Raw genomic sequence first — 23,342 nt, 5'->3', positions numbered from 1 at the left:
TGCGGCAGCCTAACAGATAATTTGCGCCCGTGCTTTGATTGGCCGGGTTAGGTATTCGTCATATACTTTACTGTGCAATAAAAATAAGGAGGCACAGCATGGCCGCAATAGAAGCGCAAAAATTTGAATCTTTTCGCGAGTTTTATCCATTCTACTTACAGGAACATAGCAACCTCACCTGTCGTCGGCTGCACTTCTTCGGCACCAGTCTGGTGTTCGCGACAATAATTGCGGCTGTAGTAACTTCCAATATGTTGTGGCTAGCAGTTACTCCTGTCGCGGGCTATGGGTTTGCATGGATCGGGCACTTTTTCTTTGAAAACAACCGCCCGGCAACCTTTAAGTATCCGTTCTACAGTTTTATCGGAGACTTTGTTATGTTTAAAGATATGCTGATCGGGCGAATCGAACGCTAAACAAACTATTTTTTAGTGGCCGACAAGCCGTATTTCCGCAATTTGTTGGCCACAGCGGTATGAGAAATACCCAGCTCCTTAGCCAGCTCCCTGGTTGAGGAGTGACCTTTGATAATGTCCGCCAACAACGCCCTCTCCAGCTGCTCCATCATTTCCTTATAGGTAAGTCCACGGCTCCAGTCCCGCCAGGGAAGTTCCGCCTTAACCATTAAATCCGGCACATCCGCACAACTGATCGACGCAGCCCCTCTAATCAAGCATTGACTGGATGCGGCCATTAAATAGTCCCTGAGGCCGTTGAAGTTATCCGGCCAGTCGTGGAGTTTGATCAACTCCATCACCTCGCGATCAAAATTGAGCTCACTTGCCTCTGGAGACTCCTGGCGCATTAAAGTACTGGCATAGCGCGGCAGAGCCGGTCGCATATTTCGCAACGGGGGCAAGGACATCGCTAACGACGAAAAGAGCTGTGCAAGTGGCGGCGCAATAGATTCCCTATCAATAGCGGTGGCCACCAATCTCAGCGATGCCGGCAAATTGCGGAGTTTTCTCAATAAATCAACTTGAGCTTCTGTTTTGAGAGTATGTATATCCTCAAGAATCAAAGTACCCGTTCGACGAAGATGTGAAGGCAGCTGCATAGTGCCGTCACGTGGGATAATTCGATAGCAATCAGCCCTTGAGGCCGACGGGGAGAGGTAATGCACCGCACAGGCAAACGTTGTCTTTCCTGTGCCCCGCTCACCCAGTATCAACAGAGGTGCACTGAGTTCAGATAAGTCCTGTAACTGGAGGCAACTCCTTCGACGCAAATCAAAATCCCACAACACCATCGGTCTTGGCAGCTCAGTGACAAACTCGCTGCTATCCCAAGGCTGTAAACGCAGTACCGCCCCAGCCAGTGAGTCAACCGCTCCGGGATTTCCCTCCAGAGTGATCGGGGACCAGTCCACACGAAAACTCTGCCCCCTTACCACCAGAGGCAGTCCGTAGCGAGGTACTGCAAAATCCCGCAGTAATTCTGCGACCTGCATAAGCGGCAGGAATCTCTGCAGCTGTAGACCTGGCACCTTGTCCAGGCTCACACCGAAAGCCCTTGCGGCTGCCAGATTCGCAGCGACCACCCTGCCCTCGCGATCCACACTAAGAACCGGATCAGTCACATGACTCAGCAAAGTGTCCAACTCGAAATGACGTCGCTCCAGAGGCAATAGAGAGATCCTCCGCACCCGCTTAACTCCAGGAACCTGGTGCAGGGACTTCTCGATAGTCTGGTATTGAGTGGCAAGCATCCCGGGCGCTATCAGATAGACCTTATCTCCACTGTCCCCCCCGAGCTCACCAGAGGTCACATTTATCCGATATTTTCCGAAAATTTGCATTATTTCGTGCAAAATGCCGACACGATTTGCACAAGTAATCTCTACCCGCACAGCGTCACCTGTAAAGAAATATTTACAGAAAGTGTAATTTGAACTCCCCGGAAGGCGCAATAGCTCGCCGCTACCTCTCCCCACCAAGGGCACGCCTGGCTAAAAATAGAGGTCGAAACATAACAACAACAGGTTCAGCGGCAGGTGCTGGGCACTGGGAATCAGCGAGAGCTACCGAGCCGCAGGAGAGACATTCATGAAGAAAGAAGCAAAGAAGGCAAGCAAGTACGTTGCCCGTGAGCCCAATGAAGACGGCTTTATCGAGTATACCGACCTTGAACACCAAACTTGGCAGCGTCTGATTGAACGCCAACTGGATGTCTTACCTGGCCGCGCCTGCGATGAATATATGCACGGCCTGGAGCTGTTGGACCTACCGAAAGACCGCATCCCCCAGCTCGAAGAAATCTCCAGCGTGCTGCGCAGGGAAACTGGCTGGGAAGTCGCCCGGGTTCCCGCCCTTATCGGCTTCGAAACCTTTTTCGGCCTTCTAGCGGATCGCAAATTCCCAGTTGCTACCTTTATACGCACTCCCGAAGAATTTGATTATCTGCAAGAACCAGACATCTTCCACGAGATTTTTGGCCACTGCGCCATGCTCACCAACCCAGCATTTGCAAACTTCACGCAAAAATACGGACAACTGGGCCTTAAAGCCTCACCTAAAGAGCGCGCCTATTTAGCCCGCCTCTATTGGTTTACAGTGGAGTTCGGCCTGCTGAACACCGACGATGGTTTGCGCATTTACGGTGGCGGCATTCTGTCTTCCCCGAAAGAGACACTCTACGCACTGAGTCACCAACCAGAGCGCTACGATTTAGACGCGGTTACCGCACTGCGCACCCCATATCGCATCGATATTGTTCAACCCATTTACTATGTTCTCAACAGCTTGCAACAGCTGCAGGAACTGACAGAAATTGACCTTATGGCCAAGGTCCGCGAGGCCATTGAGCTGGGACTATTCGAACCCCGCTTCCCGCCCAAAGACGCAGCCTGATCTGCATTCAAGATTGGGCGGCCAACTTCCGCCCAATCTTACCTCTACTAAAAAGCTCCCCCAGAAGCGTTGCACATCTAGGGAAATTCCACTACCAGCACTCTCCCCCTGAGCCTATCGTATCTGCAGTAGGTGTGATGGTAGTTCGATGACTTTCATCCAATAGCCCCCACACCCACTCGCCCAAATACCGTTAGGGGTAGCCAGGGAGGCAATGCAATCAGCGCAAGGACACAAAACCCCTACCTTATAGGGAGCGCATAGCACTATGTCCTCACTTGACGCGATTGATAGAAAACTTCTTGCGATTCTGCAATCTGACGTCAGCCTTTCGATCGAGGAGCTGGCGGAGCGTGTGGGCCTGACAAAAACCCCATGCTGGCGCAGGGTGCAGAAACTGGAAAAGAGCGGCATCATTCGACGCAAAGTCGCCTTGCTTAATGCCGAGATTTTAGGACTTCCGGTCTCAGTGTTTGCCCAGGTTAAAACTGACCAGCACACACCGGAGTGGGCCGACAACTTTGCCGAACATATGGCACAGCTGCCAGAGGTAGTGGCTTGCTACCGTATGGCAGGCGACTACGATTACCTGTTGCGAGTGGTAGTTAGCGATATCACGGCCTACGACCGCTTTTACAAGGAGTTAATCCGGCATGTCGGCATCAGCGATATTGTCTCCAACTTTGCCTTGGAACAGATCAAAAGCACTACCGAGTTACCGATTCCATCCGGTGAATAAGGTCTCAGCACAACCACTTGGTAGGCACATAGCTCTTTCAGCTGTTCGCACATCTATGGATAATGGTTAAATCTCGCTCACACACAAGGATGGCCTGTGGCGGACAGCTCCCTTTTCCAATCATTCTTCTTGATCTTTAGTGGCGCAGCAATTGTTGCCTCACTGGCTCTTTTTGGACGACAACCGCTTCTGGTCGCTTACATCGCTCTCGGTGTTTTACTCGGCCCATCCGGCTTTGCAGTAATCGATAACCTGCAACTTCTATCCGATATGTCCAGCGTTGGGATTATCTTCCTGCTCTTCCTGTTGGGGCTGGATATGCAACCTCAAGCGCTGGTAGCTGTATTGCGCAAAGCTACATTTGTGGGAGTTGTAAGCTGTGCGATCTTCCTCGGCCTTGGCTTTGGCATAGGCTTGCTGTTTGGATTTACTACCGTTGAATCCTGGGTAATCGGCATGGCGCTGATGTTCTCTAGCACCATTATCGGTATCAAACTGCTTCCCACGACCGTACTTCACCACAAGCACTTGGGTGAACTTATGGTGGGACTTCTTCTTTTTCAGGACTTTGTGGCAATAGTCTGCCTAATGGTACTGCTGAGTGATAACACCGGCGACGAACAGATCTGGCAATTGGCTCTCTCCTTTGGATCGCTACCACTGCTGATACTTTTTGCTTGGCTAATAGTAAAATATATTTTATTACCACTTTTTACCCGCTTTGACCGCTTTCACGAATACGTATTCTTAATGGCACTTGGATGGTGCATGGGAATGGCAGAGCTGGCGGAAGTTGTTGGCCTTTCAAGAGAGATCGGCGCATTTATTGGTGGTATCACGCTGGCTGCCAGCCGGATTTCACAGTACATCGCCCTCAGCCTTAAACCTCTGCGAGACTTCTTCCTGATCCTGTTCTTTTTCAGCCTCGGAGCGCAATTCAAGCTGGCCATGCTGCCCGAAATTCTACTTCCTGCCCTGGTCACAGCCGCCGCAGTTCTGGTAATAAAACCCATTGTATTTCACTTCCTGCTTGGAAATCGCAGTGAGCACAAAGTGCTCTCGTGGGATATTGGATTTCGACTTGGGCAAATTAGTGAATTTTCCCTGTTAATCGCCCTGCTCGCTTATACACAAAACCTGATTGGCAGCGCAGCATCACATTTAATCCAGGCAACCGCGATCCTTACATTCCTGGTGTCGTCTTACATTGTGGTGATGAACTTTCCCAATCCCATTGCAATCAAGGATGAGTTGCGAAGAGACTAAACCTCTTAGTCTCTTCCTGTAGCGGGATTTAGCAGACCACTGCAATCGACTAACAATGGTGACAGCTTATTAAAGCTTAAACACTCTCTCTGCATTCTTATACAAGAAGAGTTCCGCAACCTCATCCTCCAACTCCAGAAGGTGCATTTCCTTTAAGCACATCTCCGGTGTCAGCATGGGATAATTAGTCCCGAACATCACCTTATTCTTACCGTGAGACTTGATAAATGAAACCAACTCACGGGGGTATCTTTTTGGCTTATAAGCAGAAGTATCTATGTAGACATTGGGAAACTTGGTCGCAAAAGCAATCATTTCATTGTGCCAAGGATACCCAATATGGCCGCAGACAATCTTTAGATCGGGAAAATCGAGAGCAATCCGCTCAATATGGACAGGACGGCCAGAATCAGAGCTACGCAACGGCCCGGTAAGGCCCACTTGCAAACAAACTGGCACCCCCAGCTCAACACAAGCCGCATATAGCGGATAATACAAAGGGTGAGTACAAGGCAACTCCCAGAGCCACTGCACAATGCGCAGCCCTTTAAAGTCATGTTCCAAAACGTACTTGCGCAGGGTTTGCACAGCCTCTACTGGCTTTCGCAAGTCCACTGATGCCAGACCGCAAAACCTGTCAGGATGAGTTAAAGTAAGATCCAGTACTTCATCATTGCTTATCAAGGCTCCGCTCGGCCCATGCCAAGCAGAAATCAATGACTTGGACACATCTGCCATATCCATAGCTGACAGGGTCCACTCAAGGGGCACTTCTTTAAAATCCTGCCCCATCCAACGCTTCAAAGTATCAAAGAAAGGTTCAGCAAGAAAACGCTCTGTAGGATGCTGGGCCCAAACATCAATCACTTTCATGTTAGCAACTCCCTGCTATTGCAAGCCTTCCCTCTATTCTCTGGTAGCACAAGTATTACCAGTGAACAGCTGCACCCTTTTAAAGAAAATTTATTGGCTATTTACTTGAGAGGCATCGCCACACTACTAAAGAAATCTCTCTCCTTAGAAAAGGAAAACGCTAAAGATGTAACTTTGCCCATAACCCTATCACGGTCAACCAAGCCCCAATATCTCGAATCCAAGCTATCGTTGCGATGATCTCCCATGACAAAGTACTTACCTTCAGGGATCTCAATAGTCTTCCCAATATATGGCAATTTCTTATTACCACTAAGCTTGAACTGATGCTCCCTGCCATCAATGACTTCCCTACCCAGGATGTCCGAACCCACCCCACTTTCCAGGTGATACTCAAGCTGAGCTCCATTAACAAACACATTCGCCCCTTCAATACGTAAGCTATCACCAGGGACGCCTATTACACGCTTAACATATAGTTGATCAGTGTGAGGTGGCAAAAAGGTAATAACATCTCCTCTGGAAGGATTCCCCCATTGAGCAACCTGCTTATTGAAGAAAAATAAAGTTGGCCCATAACTCGTCTTATCTACCCACAAAAAGTCACCAGGATGAATAGTAGGCTCCATAGACCCACTTGGTACTGGAGACCAGTCGGCATACGCTGACTTGAAAAAGTACATAAGAAATAGAAACAATATTGCACCGCGGTTGTTTCTTACCGCACTCTTAAAACTATACCTGCTCATTCCCTAAACTCCTTTCCCAGGGTAACGCACCACTTAAAACTGATCACTCAGAAATAACAGAACCTCTGAAAACTAAAAAATCAGCCTTTAGATTTCATTAGGTGGGACATTATTCTTATCAGAACGTTCGAAAAGGATCACCCTATTTGCAGCACATCCGTACCAAAAAAGGGAGCCATAAATATCAAAGGGCACTCGTATTACACGGTGTTTATAAACTCGGATAAAGCTCCAAAATCTTTTCCCTTAGCCAGCGATGAGCTGGATTTGTTGTCTGCGACTTATGCCAGGTGAGCTGAAGTACTACCTTTGGAAATGCCATTGGCAGTTTGAGCATACGTATGGGAAGCTCTTTATAATAGCTTGAAATCATCATTCTTGCTGGTACAACGCCAATTAAATCGGTTGTGCAAACCACATAGGGGAAAGACGAGAGGTGTGGGACTCGTAAACAAATATTACGCTGTAACTTTCTGGGCCTGGCTAGCCTTTCCATTGGAGAGCCCATAGGGTTTCCTCTTAATAGGGATACTTGTGGCAGCGATTGGAATTTTTTTTCACTGATTGTCTCACCCACATTTTTATTATGTTTGCTGACAATAATCACAAGCTCTTCTTCTGCGATAGGCTGGTTAACATAGCTGGGGGAATTGACTGGTAGGTAGTCAATGATTAGGTCTACTTCCCCATTACTCACCATTCTGGCTGTCATTTCTGACTCATCGGGGAGTACAGTAAGCCTTATGCCGGGTGCAAATTCTCGAAGCCATTTGCTGAAGCCGGGGACCATCAGAGTTTCCACCACATCGGGCATAACGATGGAGAATTCCTGCTCTGCTTTCCGGTAATCAAAAGACGTTTGCTGGAAGCCTGAACGGACGGTGTTGAGTGCCTGGTGAATAGAGGGGTGCAGTACCAGTGCGCGTTCAGTCGGGCGCAATCCCCTAGCGGTCCGTATAAAAAGCTCATCTTCATAAGTAGCTCTCAACCGCTTGAGGGCAGCACTGACGGCCGGTTGGCTCATATGCAGTTTTACTGCAGCTCTGGTCAGGTTTCGCTCAATCATAAGTGCTTCAAAAACGGGAAGCAGATTTAAATCCAGTGATCTAAGATGCGTAGACATTATCAACCTGATGAATAATGCATTTAATAATTATTTATTAGACGATACATGATGTCCCTAATTATATTTATCGTCAATAGCATGAAAAACCGTAAATACTATAAAAAGTCAGGTGAAATATGTCGAATATGCATGATACGGCGGCTTTCAGAGAGCAATATAGAGCCTATGCCCATAGCCGCTATAGCGGCTGGTTCCATTTAGGGAGTATTCTACTGATCAGCCTAATCGGTGCTATTTACTGTATTTTTCAGATAAGTGAGCTGAGGGCGCATGAACTGCTAATAATTCCACTGGGAATTCTTGCTTACAACGCTATAGAGTATGCCGCCCATCGCTGGTCTGGGCATAATAAGTTGAGATTTACCAAACTGTTTTACAAGAGGCATACTGGCGATCACCACAGTTTCTTTTCTGCACCTTTGCTGTCTTTTGAATCAACTCGTGATTGGCGTATAGTACTGTTTCCAATCTATCTAACAGCTGTTATCACTTTTTTTCTGGCACCACTTTGTGGTTTTTTTCTATCCTGGATGGCTTCAGGTAATATGGGATATATCACAGCGGCAACCATGATATTAAATCACCTGGCTTATGAGCTAATGCATATCGGCTATCACCAACCCAAGAGTCACTGGTTTCATAAAGTGCCTGTGTTTCGTGAGTTAGCCCATTTACACAGAATTCATCATCACCGTAAACTAATGAAAGTTTATAATTTCAATTTAACTTTTCCGCTATTCGACCTTTTATTAGGCACTTTCTATTGGGAGCCGCAGGATTCCTTTGACGACTTTCACGACTGATAGCTTGTAGATTACTTGTACCTTATTACGCACTAGGCTCTGTCTTTGATCTTGATCTTCTTCCTGTAATCTTACCAGCATTAACTCTCGGATAATTGGCACTGGCGCATTATCAAAATTAGAAACTCCTCATGGAAGGCCTTGAGATCAAACTTTTTCCCAGGACAACGCACCACTAAAACTGATTACTCTATTTACAGCACATCCGCACCAAACAAAAGGGAGCCATAAATACCAAAAGGACAATCGCATTATACAGCGTTGACTTGGCCGGCATTCTTATACCAGCCAAGAAATTCAACAATAAATTCTGAGAAACTAAGAGCTGTGATAATTAAGCATTGAGTTGCTCCTACACTGGACAGAACACCTCACCAAAAGGTGTTCCGCCTTGTAGGCTTATACAGCAATAGAGGGACCATAGAAGCTCGTACCACTATGTATAGGCAACATTCACATCAAAGCGATTGGTAATAAACTCGGAAAGTTGCTTAACTGAACAATTTGACTGCTTGATCGTAAACTCTTCTGCAATTTTTCGCGGATACTTAACCTTCATCCTTTGATCTTTTTCTGAGCTATATTGAAACGTTATTTTCTCTACCTTATCAAGGTCTACAGTCTTCTTTATAAAGACTCCGGTATAAACCGTTAGTGTATTCCCATTAATTTCTGCAAGTGGAAGTAATCGTATCAAAGAAAGGTATATATAAACGATAACACCTAAAGAACCTAAAATCACAAAAGTCCAAAAGGTAAGATCTGACTCACCGCTCTCGGCTGAAGAGCCAAACATGCGCGTAAAGATAAGAGCAACTAGTAATGCAACACCTATAACACCAAGATTGACAGTTAAGATTTTTTTGGCAGACTCACGTGAACTGAGTCCATTTCTATAAATTTTTTCCATACATCCCTCTCAAATCATTCCGTTACTTACTAAAGGCATCCACCAATTATACATGCCCAAAACCGGTATCAGTAGTGGCAGCCACCCCCAAAAAATACCAACAGAACGAATGAAGCTGCCAACCAGCAAAGTAAGGGCTTAAGAGGGAACTTCTATTTCCCGGAGGGTCCTATTAACAGCATCAGTTTTATCCAACAAGGACAACATCTTATAATCAGATACATCCCCTTTCTCCAAGCCCTTCTCTCGAACTTCAAGCGGAGCTGACCGCTTCAAAGGCGCAGGGATATCCAGATATTCAATATCCCGTCTTTGCATAGATTCTAAACAATCAACATCAGGACTAACGCTCTGCTCAATATCAGCAAAGGGATCACTCAGTGGCATTGCCGCAGGAACTGCCGGGCTAGCAAAGCTGATCTTCCTTTGCAGCATTTCAGCCTCTGACTGGATGGATGCTATCCGCTGCTCCATAATTGACTCAAATTGAGAAAACCTTTCTTTTTGATGGGTAATCTCTAACTGTAGGACTTTAATTTCCTTTTTGTGGATCAGATTGGAAATCATCCAGGATAACGCAACCCCGCCACTTAGTAACGCAAAATAAATACCTACAATATATTCCCAGTTATTAACAACACTCTTGCCTATAAATGTTATTAACTCTTCATCTGTCACGTATAGCACTCCATTTCTACACAACTCTTTATCAAGCAAATACAGCTAAGGGCCTTTAGCTCCACTCCCCCCTTGAGAGATTAAGTTTACAGCGGTAGTTGACTCAACCCTGCAGTTCGGCACCTAAATCCATTAGCCATTTACTCTTATCACCTTATCAATATGAGGCCTTGCCGATAAAATTTCTTTTACTAACTTGTATTGGCTCCGCCACTGATCTGATTCTTTAAAAAATACCACTCCCGGCATATGAGCCTCACTCTCGCAAAAATCGGAAGCGTCAACTGAGTCTTCACATTGATGGAGCTTACAAAGGTAGGCAAGAAGTCTCTCAGTTGAAAGCTGCTCAAGTTCCTCTAAGCTAAGCAGCTTAACATATCTAGGCATCATTCATCGCCCCCACACCCGCTCTATTGATCATTCCTTAATCGCTCTCACAAATGATAGAAACAGCAAAGAGGCTCGTCTGACCACGACTTATCTGCTGCTTTTACCTATAGCGATGAAACGCCCTTCATAGGCATAATCTATAACTTCTAATGCTCCAAACTCACCTGAAAGACTCTCACCCTTCAAGTTCCACCTCCAGCCCTCTTTCTGCCAATCATAAATATCTTCATCTTCGCAAGAAATCACTTGATCTTTGATCTGAAGCTTTTGGCAATAACCGGAAGCACTCCATAAGTGATGTTTTGACGGCATCAGATATCTATTTTCTCGTGTAAGCAAAAGAAATGCTCTTACCTCGCCCCTATCCTTTAAAATCAAATACGAGTGCCCCCAATAGCCATCAAAGCCACTATCTATAATTACAAAGCGATTTTCTTTCAGCTCACCTATGTCGAACCTTATCAAATGCTCACCAGCATTGGCAGGCATACTCCACGATTCTATTAGTGGCTTAAAGCTGAAACCAAAACCAACAAGAAGTAGAGATATCACTAAAGCAACTAAAACCCTCTTCCTACACATGGAGGCTCCCTCTCCCAAGAACCAACAACACTACTTACAAAAGGCACGGGAATCATTCGAAGCTTCCCGACCATCTAACCCATCCTTGTTAAACACATAGCAGAACCTGTGCTAGACCTCCCTAGCACGATCAACCCTATCGATTAAATCTACAACAATAGGACTTTTAGAGAAAAAGTTAAGCCTCATTGGGGGAATAAAAGCCAACTCCTTTCCAATATCCCCCTCCGTGCGCACTTGCAAAACAATTCTCTCGGGCGCGTTCATTTGCGCATAGTTGACATTAATAATATCTTTAAGCTGAACTCTTTGCCGCTTACTCCCTTTTTGAAAGAGCAATGATTCTCCCTCATCGTATACTTCATCAGCCAAACTCCACAACAGCTTTTTAAAAAAGAAAAAGCCAAATACAGCCATAAAAATCGGCATGACTAAAAACATAAACGAATCTTTAACTGCACCTCCAGATATAGAGGCAGCCACAAAAAGCACCAAGAAACCAAACCATATACTTGGAAAAATTTTCTTAAAATAGAATGTAGATCCTGATATCTTCTTCATGTTTCCCATATTACTCAACGCGCATTTAACTCTAAACATTATCTTTCGGTGTGGATTACGCCGTCTCCCAGCGAGCACTCACATTCCACTTAACCTCAGACAAGCCCATTTAATATTACAGGAATTTATCGTGATAAACTCTAGCAACCAAACAACTACAAATTCCACAAGGAAGTTATACAAACCTTATCATTATTACGCTTCAATCGATACAGATGATTTATCATTCGCCTCGAAAGTAAAAATAACGTGAGACATACAAGCAAAACAGCAAGTCTCAGAATAAGCTCATCCACCCCTACAACCACGCTCATACCATCGGGAGAAAATTGAAAGATTCCAACAGCTTGGCTAATGCCAAATAAACCTATAGCGGCACGTATAACTCTAATTATAATTATCATCTCACCATCCGATAGCTACCAAACAATATCCAATCAAAAAATAAGATCCCTATCGCAGCCAAACCAATAACTGAACTCTTCTAATAACACCTGCTGAATATCTTCTATCGTTTCAGTTTCATGTAGGCGGTGGTAATATTGTCCCAACTTCTGACTCATATTCATCTTGATTTATCCCGAAGTTGATACCTTCTATATCATTTTCAAACAGTATCCTGGAAATACAATAGTAAAGTTTTTCATACCTGCCCGATATAGTTCGCTTATCTACTCTCATACTTATGCAGTTATTGGCTCTCTGATTCCTGCGCATGCTCACACAAACCACGTCGCACCTGCCATATCTATTTATTTATAATTGTCACCTCAGTGACTATATCGATTAGGGTCTTTTCAGGTCAAAATAACACCCACCGTAGTTAACCCTAAAATGATAAGTCTTGATTTTTTTACCACTCGGTTTTAGCTAGATATAAGCCTCCAAAGGCACCTGGAAAAAATTATCAGCTCCTTCAGGACCTATCCATGCTGAGCCGCTGAAGCGAATAGCTCTCTTACCAGCAATATGTATATCTTCGAACTCAACCCCATCACACCACATGATATCAGGGCAGCATCCTGTTTTTAGCTTCCAAGTAAGTAGAAATTCAAGACTGGTCGCAAAGCGCCAATCATCAAGTGATCTTTCCTTAACCAGCAGCAGACTAAGTCTCCTTGCTGCCAGCCGCTCCATTCGCAGCACTCGTCGCTTAATTCTCAGCTTGCTGGAATAAATATACTTCCAGTACCGATCCTCTCTCGATCCAACTTCTTCCGTCATAAGTCAGGCTTCTATTCGAAGCTAGTTGAAGGGGTAATGGTTAGGCAGGTAGCTAACTCGATAAAAACAATGCTATAAGTCGATATTTATAACATTCAAAAAGTGGGCAGGCGAGGGGTAAGTGATATGAAGGGGCCAGGAGGAAAGCTGGCGATACGATACTCTTCAATCAGCAGGCAGTCCCCTACCCGCTGATCCAAAAAGCCACCCCCAAACAGGAAATGACTCAGCTCTAAAAAGAACGCCCCAAAATCCGCTTGGCGGCATCCATCGCAAAATCCTTATAGTCCGCCTCTACTTGCGCCATCTCCAATTCATACTTGAACTGTTCTTTACGCGGCAGTTCTTTCCAGTCTTTGAGAATTGGGATATGACTGGTTTTCTCTGCGATGGTGTAAAAGGCCACAAACTCTTCACGCACTTTATCTTCCACCTGAAGTGCATCCAAAAGAACGCGAATACGAATCGAAGCTTCGGTAAGCCCGACTCCATCATCCAATAGCGTGCGAGCAATAATCTGAATACTGTCATTTACTCTTTGTCGCTGATCCTCTGCAGCCTGCTCTAGCTCAGCTAGCTGCGCGGCCTGCTTCTTCTGTGCAATCGATAATTTGCGCAGATAGTAGCCAGCTACAATCGCCAGGGAGAAGATAACTAAAGCCGCAACAATCAGCAGCCAAGTAGAAAACACAGTCATTAAATATACACCTTAAGTAACGCCAGCCCGATGCTGGCCGAAATCACAGAGAGCACTGTACTAAGACCAACAATATTGGCCGCCAATTGGCTATTACCACCCATGGTATGAGCCATCACAAAGGCCGATATCGCGCAAGGCGAGCCAGTGATCAGCATTAAATAGCCCAAATAGGTCGGACTCATACCCAGGGCCCAACCAATCAGCACTGAGAGTATTGGTACTCCTAATAACTTGAGCACTGAGGAGGTCAGCGCTGTTGGCGAGCTACGCAGTAGCTGGCCTAGCTTCATACTCGCACCAATGCAAATCAGCCCCATTGGTAAACTTGCAGAGCCCAGTATTTTAACGGTATCAAGCACCATTTGTGGCACTTTGATATCCAGCACCCGGCACAAAATTGCCAGGAATACCCCGATGATTAATGGGTTCTTTGCCAACTCCTTCAGCAACAAGCCCAGGCTGAATTTCTTCTCTTCGTTGTAAAAAACAAAAAGTATTACTGCGAACACATTGAACTGAATCGTCAACGCTGCAACCAGCACTGCCGAGTGAGAAACGCCCGACTCACCAAACGCCTTCTCAACCCAGGCGAGCCCCACAATGGCAACGTTTCCACGAAATGCCCCCTGGATAAACGCACTGCGATCCTTCACAGTAACGGGCCGAGCCATCAGCCAAGATATGGGGATTATCGCGAAGGTACCCAAAATTCCCGCTGTTAAAAGGGGAATCTCTTCTGAGGGTTTTGCATTCGATGAATAAATACTATCGAACAACAGTGCAGGCAGCATCACGTTGAAAACCAGCACCGTTGCGTCGTCGATAAAGGATTTATGCAACATGCCCTGCCTGGTAAGCAAGTATCCACCGATAATCATCAAAAAGATCGGGCCTGTAACTAGCAGAGCAAAGGAAATATTTTCCATAGGGAATTAGTCTTCCGCAGCAACTCCCTCTTCCTGAGGAAGCGCCATTTGTCCTGAATCCTCAGCCCTGTCACGGAGCTGGGCGGATATTTGTTTACGGGTTTTAGCACCAAGCTTACGCAGACTATCAATACGCTTCACCGCATTACCACGCCCTGTCGCCAGTCGCTTGTAGGTCTGCTGGTAGGCGTCATCCGCTTGGCGCAGGCGGTCACCAAGAACATCCAGTGACTCCAGCACCATAGCAAACTGATCGTGCAGCTTGCCGGCTTCGTCGGCGATTTTTTCCGCGTTCTTGTTTTGTTTCTCATAGCGCCAGATATTCTCGACGGTGCGGAGGGTCGCCATCAGGCTGGTGGGGCTCACCAGGACAATTTGCTTCTCATACGCGAAACGGAACAGGTCCGGGTCCGCCTGCATAGCCAACATATACGCAGCTTCAATGGGCACGAAAATAAAGACGAAATCCAGGGTGCGCACACCCTCCAGCTGCTCGTAGGCTTTCTTGTTAAGGCCGGTGATATGGGCGCGCAGGGAATTCACATGCTGTTTCAGGGCTTGGGTGCGCTCCTCATCGGTTTCCGCCGAGCTGTAGCGCTCGTAATCCACCAGGGAGACCTTCGAATCGATAATCAGGTCTTTGTTTTCCGGCAGGCGCACAATCACATCCGGCTGGCGCCTGCGGCCATCACTCGTCAGCGTTACTTGCGTTTCGTATTCGCGACCCTTCTGCAAGCCGGACTCCTCCAGCAAGCGCTCCAGCACCACTTCACCCCAGTTACCCTGAATCTTGCGATCTCCCTTCAGGGCCGAAGTCAGGTTCAGGGCCTCATCGCTGATGCGCTGGGTTTGCTCGCGCAACGCTTTAATCTGCCCCAGCAGGCTGTTGCGCTCAGCATTTTCGCGATCATAGACATGCTCCACCCGCTTGCGGAAATCCCCCAGCTGACGCTCCAGCGGATCAAGACTTTTGCGCAGGCTGTCTTCACTGCGGCGCACGAAGCTTTGCTGCTTCTCTTCAAAAATCCGGTTGGCCAGATTCTCGAACTGCTCACCCATGGCAATACGCATTTGCTCCATCAGCTTGCGCTGCTCCGCCAGGGCCGCCTCCCCTTTTTCTACCAGCACCTGGCTACGGGTGAGCTGCTGCAACTTATCCGCCAACTCGGTACGCAGGGATTCCACCTCAACCCCAAGTTGGGATTCCCGCTCGCGGCTGCTATCAATACGTGCCTGAGCCACCTGCAATGCGGCTTCGCTCTGTAATAAAGCGCGGCGGCTACTGGCTCGCGCCAACCAAAACACCAAGCCCAACAGAAACAAGATGGCAACAGCCGCCATCACCGCATGATCGGCATTCAATTGCAGCGGGAACGCTGGCATAGAGTGGTACTCCCAGACCTGGAAAGAGATGGATAAATCAGGATTTTGCCAGGGGCCTCGCCCGCTGGCCTGCCCGGGATACCACCCAGGCGAAGGCGCCATTCTATCAGCTTGCCCCTGGAAAGTACCCCGCGCCAGCCCGGCCGATAACCTCAGTAACAAGGGATAGGTTTGCGCCCGAGAAGACCCAGCGGGAATTTTTACGGGGTTTTAGGTATTCTTGGAGGATTGGTTTCGATGTTGGTACTCCAGAACGCATGCACAAACACAGCGCCCACCCAGATAGCCCAGCCCCCAGCGCCCTGATCTTTGATTCCGGCGTGGGCGCCGTCAGCATTGCGCGGGAAATCCGCCGCCTGATGCCGGGCCTGACCTTGCACCTGGGTGTGGACAACGGCTTTTACCCCTACGGCAACAAAAGCGAAGAGGAACTGCGCCCGCGGATCGTCCAGCAGGCCCAAGCCATGATGCAGCACTGCGGGGCCGATATTTTAGTGGTGGGCTGCAATACCGCCAGCACCTTGGCCTTGCCCCAGCTGCGCGAATCACTGAAGAAACCCGTAGTGGGCGTTGTGCCCGCGGTGAAACCCGCCGCTGCCGCCAGCCGTTCCCGCACTATTGCCCTGATTGCCACCGAAGGCACCGTCAATCGCCGCTATACCCGCGAGCTGATCGAGCAATTTGCCAACGGCAACCGGGTAATTAATGTGCCCGCACCGGAGTTGGTGCATCTGGCGGAAAGCAAACTGCGCGGCGAAGCCATCACCGCAGAGGATTTGGAGCCGGTATTACACCGCGTATTCCACACCGCCGGTGGCGACCAAGTGGATATTGCCGTATTGGCCTGCACTCACTTTCCCCTGCTGCGGGAAGAACTGGACCAGTTCGCCCCTCGCTCAATCCAGTGGCTGGATTCCGGTGAAGCCATCGCCCGGCGAGTGCGCTGGTGGCTGGAAGAACTCGAGCTGATGCTGCCGGATGCGCCAAACACTGGCCGCCTGATCACCAGCACGGTTGACCTAACCGGCAATATAGAACAGGCCTTCCGCGAGTTCGCCCCTGTTGCCGAACCCCTCGAACCCAACACCTAAGATCGCCAAAATGATGAGAACCGCGCAACAGAGTTGACAGCTCCGTCACAAACCGCGACCGTTCCCCGAATAACAAGCCCTAACCGGTACCCGAATTCATGCTGAAGCCGGCATTTCCCGCTCTCGAAATATTGGCGCAGCTGCCCCCCGGCGGACTGCTGCTCACCCCCAACAACCGTTTGCGCAACCGCTGCCAACAGGTGTTTGCCGCGCAGCAGTCGCCCGGTGCCTGCTGGATGCCGCCGCCGGTGGAATCCCTGCGCAGCTGGCTGGACAAGCTCTGGTTCCAGCTGCAACAGCGCAACTGGCAGCCCGCCTTGCAGCAGGTATTGAATCGCGAGCAGCGGCAATTACTCTGGCAGCGCGCCCTGGATGAATCCCTGGACCGGCAACTGCTCAACAGTCAGCAACTATGCCGGGATGCCGATAGCGCCCTGGCACAGCTACTCCAATGGCAACTGATCTCCGACCTCTCGCAAATAGATGAAGCGCTAACTCCCCTACTGGAACAGTTCGCACTCTCTATGCGCAGCGACGAGCTGCCGCTGTGCGCAATGATCAAAGCCTTTGCCACTGAGCTTCAGGCCCACAGCGCCATCACGCCAGACCAGCGCGATCAATTGATCCTGCTCGCATTCCAAGAAGGCATTCTGGAACCCGTCGCGCAAATTGATACCGCCGGCTTCGCCCAGATTTCGCCCCTCGCCAATGCCCTGATTCACGCCGGTGCAACAGCCGTTAATGAAAGGCCGGGACTTACCCAGCAGAGCGAACTGTCCGTAGCCGCCTGCGCCGATTTAGATGAAGAACTCTATCAGGCGGCCCTTTGGGCCGGGCAAAAGCTCGCCGAAAACCCCGGCCACAGTGTTGGCATAGTGGTGAATAATCTGGGCCAGTGCCGCGCCCAGGTGGAAGCGGTATTTTCCCGCGTGCTCGAACCCCAATACCTGGACCCGCAACAACCGCGCTACACACTGCCGTTTAACTTCTCCGCCGGTACGCCCCTGGCACAGACACCGATCGGCAGCGCCGCCCTGCAATTGCTATCGCTACTGCAAGACGAATGGGATTACCCCCAATTGCAAAACATCCTGTTCAGCCCCTTCTGGGGTGACGACAGTGAAACCTGGCTGCGCAGTGCCCTGTTCCGCCGCCTACAAAAACTGGAACTGCGCCGTATCGACGGCGCAACCCTGCGCTACTGGGCCGAGCGCACCGCAGAAGTCCTCCACTTGGAATCACCGCAACTGCCCCGCCAACTGGAACAAGTGGCCGAACGCGCCCGGCGATGGCAGCGAGCCCCCGCAGAAATTTGGGCCGCGCGTTTTTCCGAAACACTTAGCGCATTAAATTGGCCCGGCAACCGCAACCCGGACAGCCAGGAATACCAGCAGCTGATGCAGTGGGAATCCATCCTGGAAGAGTTCGCCGCACTCAGTGCCTGCGGTGGCAACCTTACTCTCACCCAGGCCCTGCAATTGCTGCGTCAGATTGCCAGCCGCACCCCCTTCCAGGCGGAAACCCGCGATGGCCCCCTGCAAATTCTCGGGGTACTGGAAGCTGGCGGCCTCGCCTTCGATCACCTGCGCCTGGTCGGCTTCGGCCAACAACAATGGCCGCCAGCACCGGCGCCCAATCCGCTGCTGCCAATTCAATGGCAAAAACACTGGAAGATGCCCCGCGCCAGTGCCGAGCGGGAATTGGAACTGGCCCGCGAACTCACCGCCGACCTGCTCAATGCCAGCGGCGATATCGTCGTGAGTTACACCTGCGAAGAAGATGGTGTGCAGCAGGGCCTGAGCAGCTTGTTTGAAAGCCCGCAACAAGCCCAGCACTTTGCCGAAGGCGCCCTGCACAATCACTACAGCCAACTGGCGCAAGCCTGCCAACTGGAAAAAATCGAAGACAAAAAGCTACCGCCACTCACCCCCGCTGAATGCGAAAGGGTGCGCGGTGGTGCCTCGGTGCTCAAGGCCCAGGCCCTGTCCCCGTTAAATGCCCAATTGCGCTTCCGCCTCGGCGCCAGCAATTTTACCCAACCGGATATCGGCCTCGGCCCCGCCGAGCGCGGCAATGTGGTGCACCAGGTGCTAGCGGAATTCTGGCAACAGTGCGGCACCCTCGCACAACTGCAAGCTATGGACGACGAGCAACGCCAAGCGCAAATCGAACGCGCGGTGGAGCGCTCCCTCGTCAGTGTGCGCAAAAAATACAATCACCTGCCGATCGGATTTTGGGCCATGGAAAAGCAGCGCCTGGAGCGCCTGCTGCAACAATGGCTATCCGTGGAACTGGACAGGCCCAATTTCTCCGTAGAAAAAGTCGAATGGGAACAAGCCGTGGAAATCGGCGGGCTGCACTTTAACCTGCGCCTGGACCGATTGGACCAACTCGCCAGCGGCGAACAATTGGTAATCGATTACAAAACTGGCGTCCCCAGTATTCGCGACTGGCTTACCCAGCGTATCCGCGAACCCCAGCTGCCGCTCTACGCCCTCTTCCAACCGGACGCCCACGCCATCGCCTTCGGCCAAGTGCGCAACGGCGACTGCAAATGGAATGGCTGCGGAGATCTGGAGCACCCCATCGCCGGCATAAAAGCCGTGGGCGATACGGAAAAAGAATCCCCCTACGGCACCTGGAGCAATCTGGTGGAGCACTGGCGCTATAGCCTGGAATCCCTCGCCACCGAATATCGCAGTGGTGTAGCCACCCTCGCCTTTGATCGCCCCACCGATAACAACAGTGAACTCTGGCCCCTGAACCGCTGGCCGGAAAGGGAGCAAATAACCGAATGAACGAAGTCGTGACCACTCCCGCCCTGCGCCGCCCCATCGATGCCGACGCCCGTAGCCAAGCCCTGGATATCAGCCGCAGCTTTGCCGTATCTGCCCCGGCGGGCTCCGGTAAAACCGGCTTGCTTACCCAGCGCGTATTAAAGTTGCTCGCCGCCTGCCAGCAGCCGGAAGAAGTGCTGGCCATTACCTTCACCCGCAAAGCCGCCGGTGAAATGCGCGAGCGCCTGATCGACGCCCTGCACAGTGCCCGCGACCAAGCCCGGCCAGACAACCCCCACGATGCCATCACCTGGGATTTGGCCCGCGCCCTACTGGAGCGGGATCACGAACTGGAATGGGAGCTGCTGCAAACACCCCAGCGCCTGCGCATTCAAACCATCGACGGCCTCTGCCGCAGCCTCGCCAGCCAACTGCCGATCGAAAGCGGCCTTGGCGCACCGGGTGAACCTCTGGAGCGCACCCAAATTGCCTTCGAACTGGCGGTAGTAAACCTGCTCAAACACCTCGATGGCGAAACCCCAGACGCAGACCTGCAGCAACTACTGCTCCACCTGGACAACGACCTGGGCCAGCTCAATAAACTGCTGCGTATTTTGCTGGATAAGCGCGAGCAATGGCTCGGCCCACTTTTGAGCGTTAACTTTGACGGCGCCCAGGACTATTTCCATTTTGTTATCGACGAACTGGTGGCAGAAAAGCTGAAAGACCTCACCACAGCCCTCGGCAGCTACGCCGGGGAACTGCTGGAGCTGGCCAGTTATGCAGGCAGCAATTTACAAAAGGAAAACCCCAGCCACGGCCTGTGCCTCTTCGCCGAACAGGACGATTTTCCCAGCACAGACAGCAGCGGCCTACCCGCCTGGCTCGCCCTCGGCAGCCTGCTCCTCACCACCACTGGTGATCTGCGCAAAGGCGGCGGCATCAATAAAAAACTCGGTTTTGGCCTGCCGGATAAAAAAGATCCCGAGCGCCCCATCGCCGAAGAATACAAACAGCGCATGAAAGACCTGCTGGCGGAACTGGCCGGCAACGAACCGCTGCTCTCCGCACTGCGAGAAGTAGGCAAGCTCCCCAGCGGACTGCAACAGAGCCAATGGCAACTGCTGCAAGGGCTCGCCCAGGTACTGCCCAAGTTAGTCGCAGAATTAAAGCTGGTCTTCCAGCAACTGGGCGCCACCGACTATACCGAAGTGGCCCAAGCCGCACTGATCGCACTGGGCGATAGCGATAACCCCACAGACCTGGCCCTAAAACTGGACCTGCAATCCCAGCATATTCTGGTGGACGAGTTCCAGGACACCTCCCACACCCAGCTACAACTGCTGGAAAAACTCACTGCCGGCTGGCAGCAGGGAGACGGCCGCACCTTATTTATTGTCGGCGACGGCATGCAATCCTGTTACGGCTTCCGCAATGCCAACGTGGGTATTTTCCTGGATGCGCGCAAACGCGGTATCGGTGAAGTGCCCCTGGAAGCCCTCGACCTCCAGGTAAATTTCCGCTCCGAAAGCGCAGTGGTGAACTGGGTCAACGAGACTTTCCAAAGGGCCTTTCCGCAAGCGGACAATATCGGGCGCGGCGCCGTGCGCTATCTGCAATCCGAAGCTTTTAAAGGCAGCAAATGGGCCGAGCCCTCGGTGAATTTTTACGGATGCATTGATGACGAAGACCGCAACCGCGAAGCCGCCCAAGCGGTTGAACTGGTGCAGCAATTGCAAGCGCAAGATCCGGAAAGCCGTATCGCCATTCTGGTGCGCAAGAAAAAACATCTGCAAAAAATTCTGCCGGCCCTTAGTACTGCCAATATCGCCTTCCAGGCCCCAGAGCTAGCACCGCTCGCCAGTAAAATGGTGGTGTTGGATTTACTCAGCCTCACCCGCGCCCTGCTCGACCCCAGCGACCGCATCAGCTGGCTGGCCGTACTCCGCGCCCCCTGGTGCGGACTGCAACTGCCAGACCTCTACACCCTGGCCAACTGGGGCAATGGAGATATCACCGTAACCGATACCAGCGCACGCCCACTATTAATGGCCTTGCAGGAAGTAGACGATATCGCCCTGCTCAGCGATGAAGGGCGCACACGCCTGGCCCAAGCGGCCCCCAAACTGCTGCACGCCTGGCAACAGCGCGGCCGCAAACCCCTGCGCACCTGGATTGAAGGCCTCTGGCTGGAACTGGGCGGCCCCGCCACCGTTGCCCAAAAATCCGACCTGAATAATGTGCAGGACTTTCTGCAATTATTAGAAGCCTTCGATACCGGCGGAGCCATTACCGACTGGCAACAGTTCACCCTGGCCCTGGAACAGCTCTACGCCCGCCCCGCCCAGGATGCCAAAGTGCAGGTGATGACCATTCACAAATCCAAAGGGCTGGAGTTCGAACACGTACTGATCCCAGGCCTCGACCAAGGCGGCAAACCCGGCAGCGACCAACTGCTGCGCTGGAGCGAATGGCTCAGCCGCGAAGGCGAAAGCCGCTTCCTGCTCGCCCCCAAAAATGCGCGCGGCGGCCGCGACCCGGTTTTTGAATACCTGAAGCACGACAACAGCGAACGCGAACGCCTTGAAGGCACGCGCCTGTTATATGTAGGCTGCACCCGCGCCATCCGCTCGCTGCATCTTTTGGCCTGTATCAACCGGGATGAAAAAAAGGGCCACCTAAAAGCCCCCGGCAGCGCCGCCCTACTCGCCGGCATCTGGCCCAGTGTTTTGCACCATCAGGAAAGCGACTGGTGCCACTGGCTGGAAGCGGAAGAACCCTTGCTCAACCAGGATGAAGCCAGCAGAGATCACGACTACCTGCTGCGCCTGCCCAACCAATGGCAACCCCAGGCCATGCCCCGGCAGGAATGGCTGGCCCAATACCGTATGCCAGACTACCAACCCAAAACCGAGGAAGAAGACAATATTCCCGAACTGGGCCAGGTAGCCCTGCGCTGGTTAAAACACGCCGGCACCGTAGCCCACGAAACCCTCGCCACCATTGCCGAGAGCAATATCAACGACTGGACACCCAGCAAACTGGAAGCCCAGCGCCCCCTATGGCAACTGCGCCTGAAACAACTGGGGCTATCCGCCACCAGCCTGGACCGCGCCGCCGAGAAAGTGGAGATCGCCGTACGCAACAGCCTCAACTGCTCCACCGGCCGTTGGCTATTGGATGGCTCACTAAGGGAATCTGCCTGCGAGCTTGAACTCCACAGCGGTGGCCGGCAGTTACGACGCTCCATTGTGGACCGCACCTTTATCGATAACGAAGGCACCCGCTGGATTGTCGACTACAAAACGGCTGAGCCCAGTGGTGAGGAAAGCCAGGAAGAATTTATTGCGGCTCAACTGGAGCAGTACCGGAATCAGCTGGAGAATTACCGCAAGCTCTTTTATGCGCGGGGGGAGCGGAATATTCGGTGTGCACTGTATTTTCCGTTAATGCGGAGGTTGGTGGAGTTAGATTAGGATAAAAGGAACGTAGTGACGAGGTATTAATCTATTCGTAAAGAAGGCTTACACATTACTTATAGCCCATATAAACCATTGAGACATCCAATGAAACCTAGTGCTCTATGCACAATAAACGGTATACTGTGTGGGCTAATTTGCTACGATCTCTGCAACACAGCAACAGCCCAGTTTGCATATCTTCATTTATATAAAATGCCATGCTTATCCAATTAAAAATGGATAGCTACGCTCAG

At 50.7% G+C, this 23,342-nt stretch carries 21 protein-coding genes; 8 read left to right on the top strand and 13 right to left on the bottom strand.

Annotated elements, in window-relative coordinates; all coding sequences use genetic code 11:
- Positions 1-98 precede the first annotated feature (98 nt).
- Positions 99-416, top strand: a complete 318-nt coding sequence (locus ACJJI8_RS16640; RefSeq protein ID WP_444897123.1) for an Mpo1-like protein — start codon at positions 99-101, stop codon at positions 414-416.
- A gap of 5 nt (positions 417-421) precedes the next feature.
- On the opposite strand, the gene ACJJI8_RS16635 is transcribed toward ACJJI8_RS16640, so the two are convergent.
- Complete coding sequence (locus tag ACJJI8_RS16635) at positions 422-1,933, bottom strand: TyrR/PhhR family helix-turn-helix DNA-binding protein (RefSeq protein WP_444933065.1); 1,512 nt, start codon at positions 1,931-1,933, stop codon at positions 422-424.
- A 112-nt stretch (positions 1,934-2,045) separates the two neighbouring features.
- Here ACJJI8_RS16635 and phhA point away from each other — a divergent pair, with 112 nt between their 5' ends.
- The 3 genes from phhA to ACJJI8_RS16620 all read left to right on the top strand — a co-directional run bounded on the left by phhA (position 2,046) and on the right by ACJJI8_RS16620 (position 4,854).
- Positions 2,046-2,849 carry a phenylalanine 4-monooxygenase gene (phhA, locus tag ACJJI8_RS16630; RefSeq protein WP_108733440.1) on the top strand — a complete coding sequence of 268 codons (804 nt, stop codon included), beginning with the start codon at positions 2,046-2,048 and terminating at the stop codon, positions 2,847-2,849.
- Between the two features lie 268 nt (positions 2,850-3,117).
- The gene (locus ACJJI8_RS16625) at positions 3,118-3,588 is read left to right on the top strand and encodes an Lrp/AsnC family transcriptional regulator (protein ID WP_108733441.1); all 471 of its coding nucleotides are present in this window, start codon (positions 3,118-3,120) and stop codon (positions 3,586-3,588) included.
- A gap of 96 nt (positions 3,589-3,684) precedes the next feature.
- Positions 3,685-4,854, top strand: coding sequence for a cation:proton antiporter domain-containing protein (locus tag ACJJI8_RS16620; protein WP_444933064.1), 1,170 nt, complete (start codon positions 3,685-3,687; stop codon positions 4,852-4,854).
- A gap of 69 nt (positions 4,855-4,923) precedes the next feature.
- Here the strand turns inward: ACJJI8_RS16620 and ACJJI8_RS16615 are convergent, their stop codons facing one another.
- From ACJJI8_RS16615 to ACJJI8_RS16605, 3 genes are all read right to left on the bottom strand, one after another.
- Complete coding sequence (locus tag ACJJI8_RS16615) at positions 4,924-5,727, bottom strand: amidohydrolase family protein (RefSeq protein WP_444933063.1); 804 nt, start codon at positions 5,725-5,727, stop codon at positions 4,924-4,926.
- 101 nt (positions 5,728-5,828) lie between these two features.
- The gene (gene lepB, locus ACJJI8_RS16610; RefSeq protein ID WP_444933062.1) at positions 5,829-6,476 is read right to left on the bottom strand and encodes a signal peptidase I; all 648 of its coding nucleotides are present in this window, start codon (positions 6,474-6,476) and stop codon (positions 5,829-5,831) included.
- A 211-nt stretch (positions 6,477-6,687) separates the two neighbouring features.
- Complete coding sequence (locus ACJJI8_RS16605; RefSeq protein WP_444933061.1) at positions 6,688-7,599, bottom strand: LysR substrate-binding domain-containing protein; 912 nt, start codon at positions 7,597-7,599, stop codon at positions 6,688-6,690.
- A gap of 119 nt (positions 7,600-7,718) precedes the next feature.
- Between ACJJI8_RS16605 and ACJJI8_RS16600 the strand changes: the two genes are divergently transcribed.
- Complete coding sequence (locus tag ACJJI8_RS16600) at positions 7,719-8,405, top strand: sterol desaturase family protein (protein ID WP_444933060.1); 687 nt, start codon at positions 7,719-7,721, stop codon at positions 8,403-8,405.
- A 436-nt stretch (positions 8,406-8,841) separates the two neighbouring features.
- Here ACJJI8_RS16600 and ACJJI8_RS16595 read toward each other — a convergent pair whose 3' ends face one another.
- From ACJJI8_RS16595 to ACJJI8_RS16555, 9 genes are all read right to left on the bottom strand, one after another.
- Positions 8,842-9,315 (bottom strand): hypothetical protein, encoded by a 474-nt coding sequence (locus ACJJI8_RS16595; RefSeq protein ID WP_444933059.1) that lies wholly within the window; start codon positions 9,313-9,315, stop codon positions 8,842-8,844.
- Positions 9,316-9,453: 138 nt separating this feature from the next.
- Positions 9,454-9,993 (bottom strand): hypothetical protein, encoded by a 540-nt coding sequence (locus ACJJI8_RS16590; protein WP_413665608.1) that lies wholly within the window; start codon positions 9,991-9,993, stop codon positions 9,454-9,456.
- Between the two features lie 132 nt (positions 9,994-10,125).
- On the bottom strand, positions 10,126-10,383 hold the full coding sequence (locus tag ACJJI8_RS16585) for a hypothetical protein (RefSeq protein ID WP_444905419.1): 258 nt from the start codon (positions 10,381-10,383) through the stop codon (positions 10,126-10,128).
- A gap of 87 nt (positions 10,384-10,470) precedes the next feature.
- Positions 10,471-10,872 carry a hypothetical protein gene (locus ACJJI8_RS16580; RefSeq protein ID WP_444905420.1) on the bottom strand — a complete coding sequence of 134 codons (402 nt, stop codon included), beginning with the start codon at positions 10,870-10,872 and terminating at the stop codon, positions 10,471-10,473.
- 204 nt (positions 10,873-11,076) lie between these two features.
- Positions 11,077-11,526 carry a hypothetical protein gene (locus ACJJI8_RS16575; RefSeq protein WP_444933058.1) on the bottom strand — a complete coding sequence of 150 codons (450 nt, stop codon included), beginning with the start codon at positions 11,524-11,526 and terminating at the stop codon, positions 11,077-11,079.
- An 870-nt stretch (positions 11,527-12,396) separates the two neighbouring features.
- Positions 12,397-12,750, bottom strand: a complete 354-nt coding sequence (locus ACJJI8_RS16570; RefSeq protein WP_444933057.1) for a hypothetical protein — start codon at positions 12,748-12,750, stop codon at positions 12,397-12,399.
- 232 nt (positions 12,751-12,982) lie between these two features.
- On the bottom strand, positions 12,983-13,447 hold the full coding sequence (locus tag ACJJI8_RS16565) for a DUF2489 domain-containing protein (RefSeq protein ID WP_444933056.1): 465 nt from the start codon (positions 13,445-13,447) through the stop codon (positions 12,983-12,985).
- Positions 13,447-14,376: an AEC family transporter gene (locus tag ACJJI8_RS16560; protein WP_444897109.1), complete on the bottom strand. Its 930-nt coding sequence runs from the start codon at positions 14,374-14,376 to the stop codon at positions 13,447-13,449. Before ACJJI8_RS16560 ends, ACJJI8_RS16565 begins: the two co-directional genes overlap by 1 nt.
- Positions 14,377-14,382: 6 nt before the next feature.
- Complete coding sequence (locus tag ACJJI8_RS16555; protein ID WP_444933055.1) at positions 14,383-15,861, bottom strand: DNA recombination protein RmuC; 1,479 nt, start codon at positions 15,859-15,861, stop codon at positions 14,383-14,385.
- Positions 15,862-16,016: 155 nt separating this feature from the next.
- Between ACJJI8_RS16555 and murI the strand changes: the two genes are divergently transcribed.
- From murI to ACJJI8_RS16540, 3 genes are all read left to right on the top strand, one after another.
- Positions 16,017-16,850 (top strand): glutamate racemase, encoded by an 834-nt coding sequence (murI, locus tag ACJJI8_RS16550; RefSeq protein ID WP_444933054.1) that lies wholly within the window; start codon positions 16,017-16,019, stop codon positions 16,848-16,850.
- Positions 16,851-16,948: 98 nt separating this feature from the next.
- Positions 16,949-19,648: a PD-(D/E)XK nuclease family protein gene (locus tag ACJJI8_RS16545; RefSeq protein WP_444933053.1), complete on the top strand. Its 2,700-nt coding sequence runs from the start codon at positions 16,949-16,951 to the stop codon at positions 19,646-19,648.
- Positions 19,645-23,103, top strand: coding sequence for a UvrD-helicase domain-containing protein (locus ACJJI8_RS16540; protein ID WP_444933052.1), 3,459 nt, complete (start codon positions 19,645-19,647; stop codon positions 23,101-23,103). Before ACJJI8_RS16545 ends, ACJJI8_RS16540 begins: the two co-directional genes overlap by 4 nt.
- The last annotated feature ends 239 nt before the right edge of the window (positions 23,104-23,342 follow it).

This window comes from Microbulbifer maximicatervae (SeqCode) (assembly GCF_052467695.1).
Note: the sequence above shows the minus strand (reverse complement) of the source record. Positions and strands in the feature narration are given on the sequence as shown.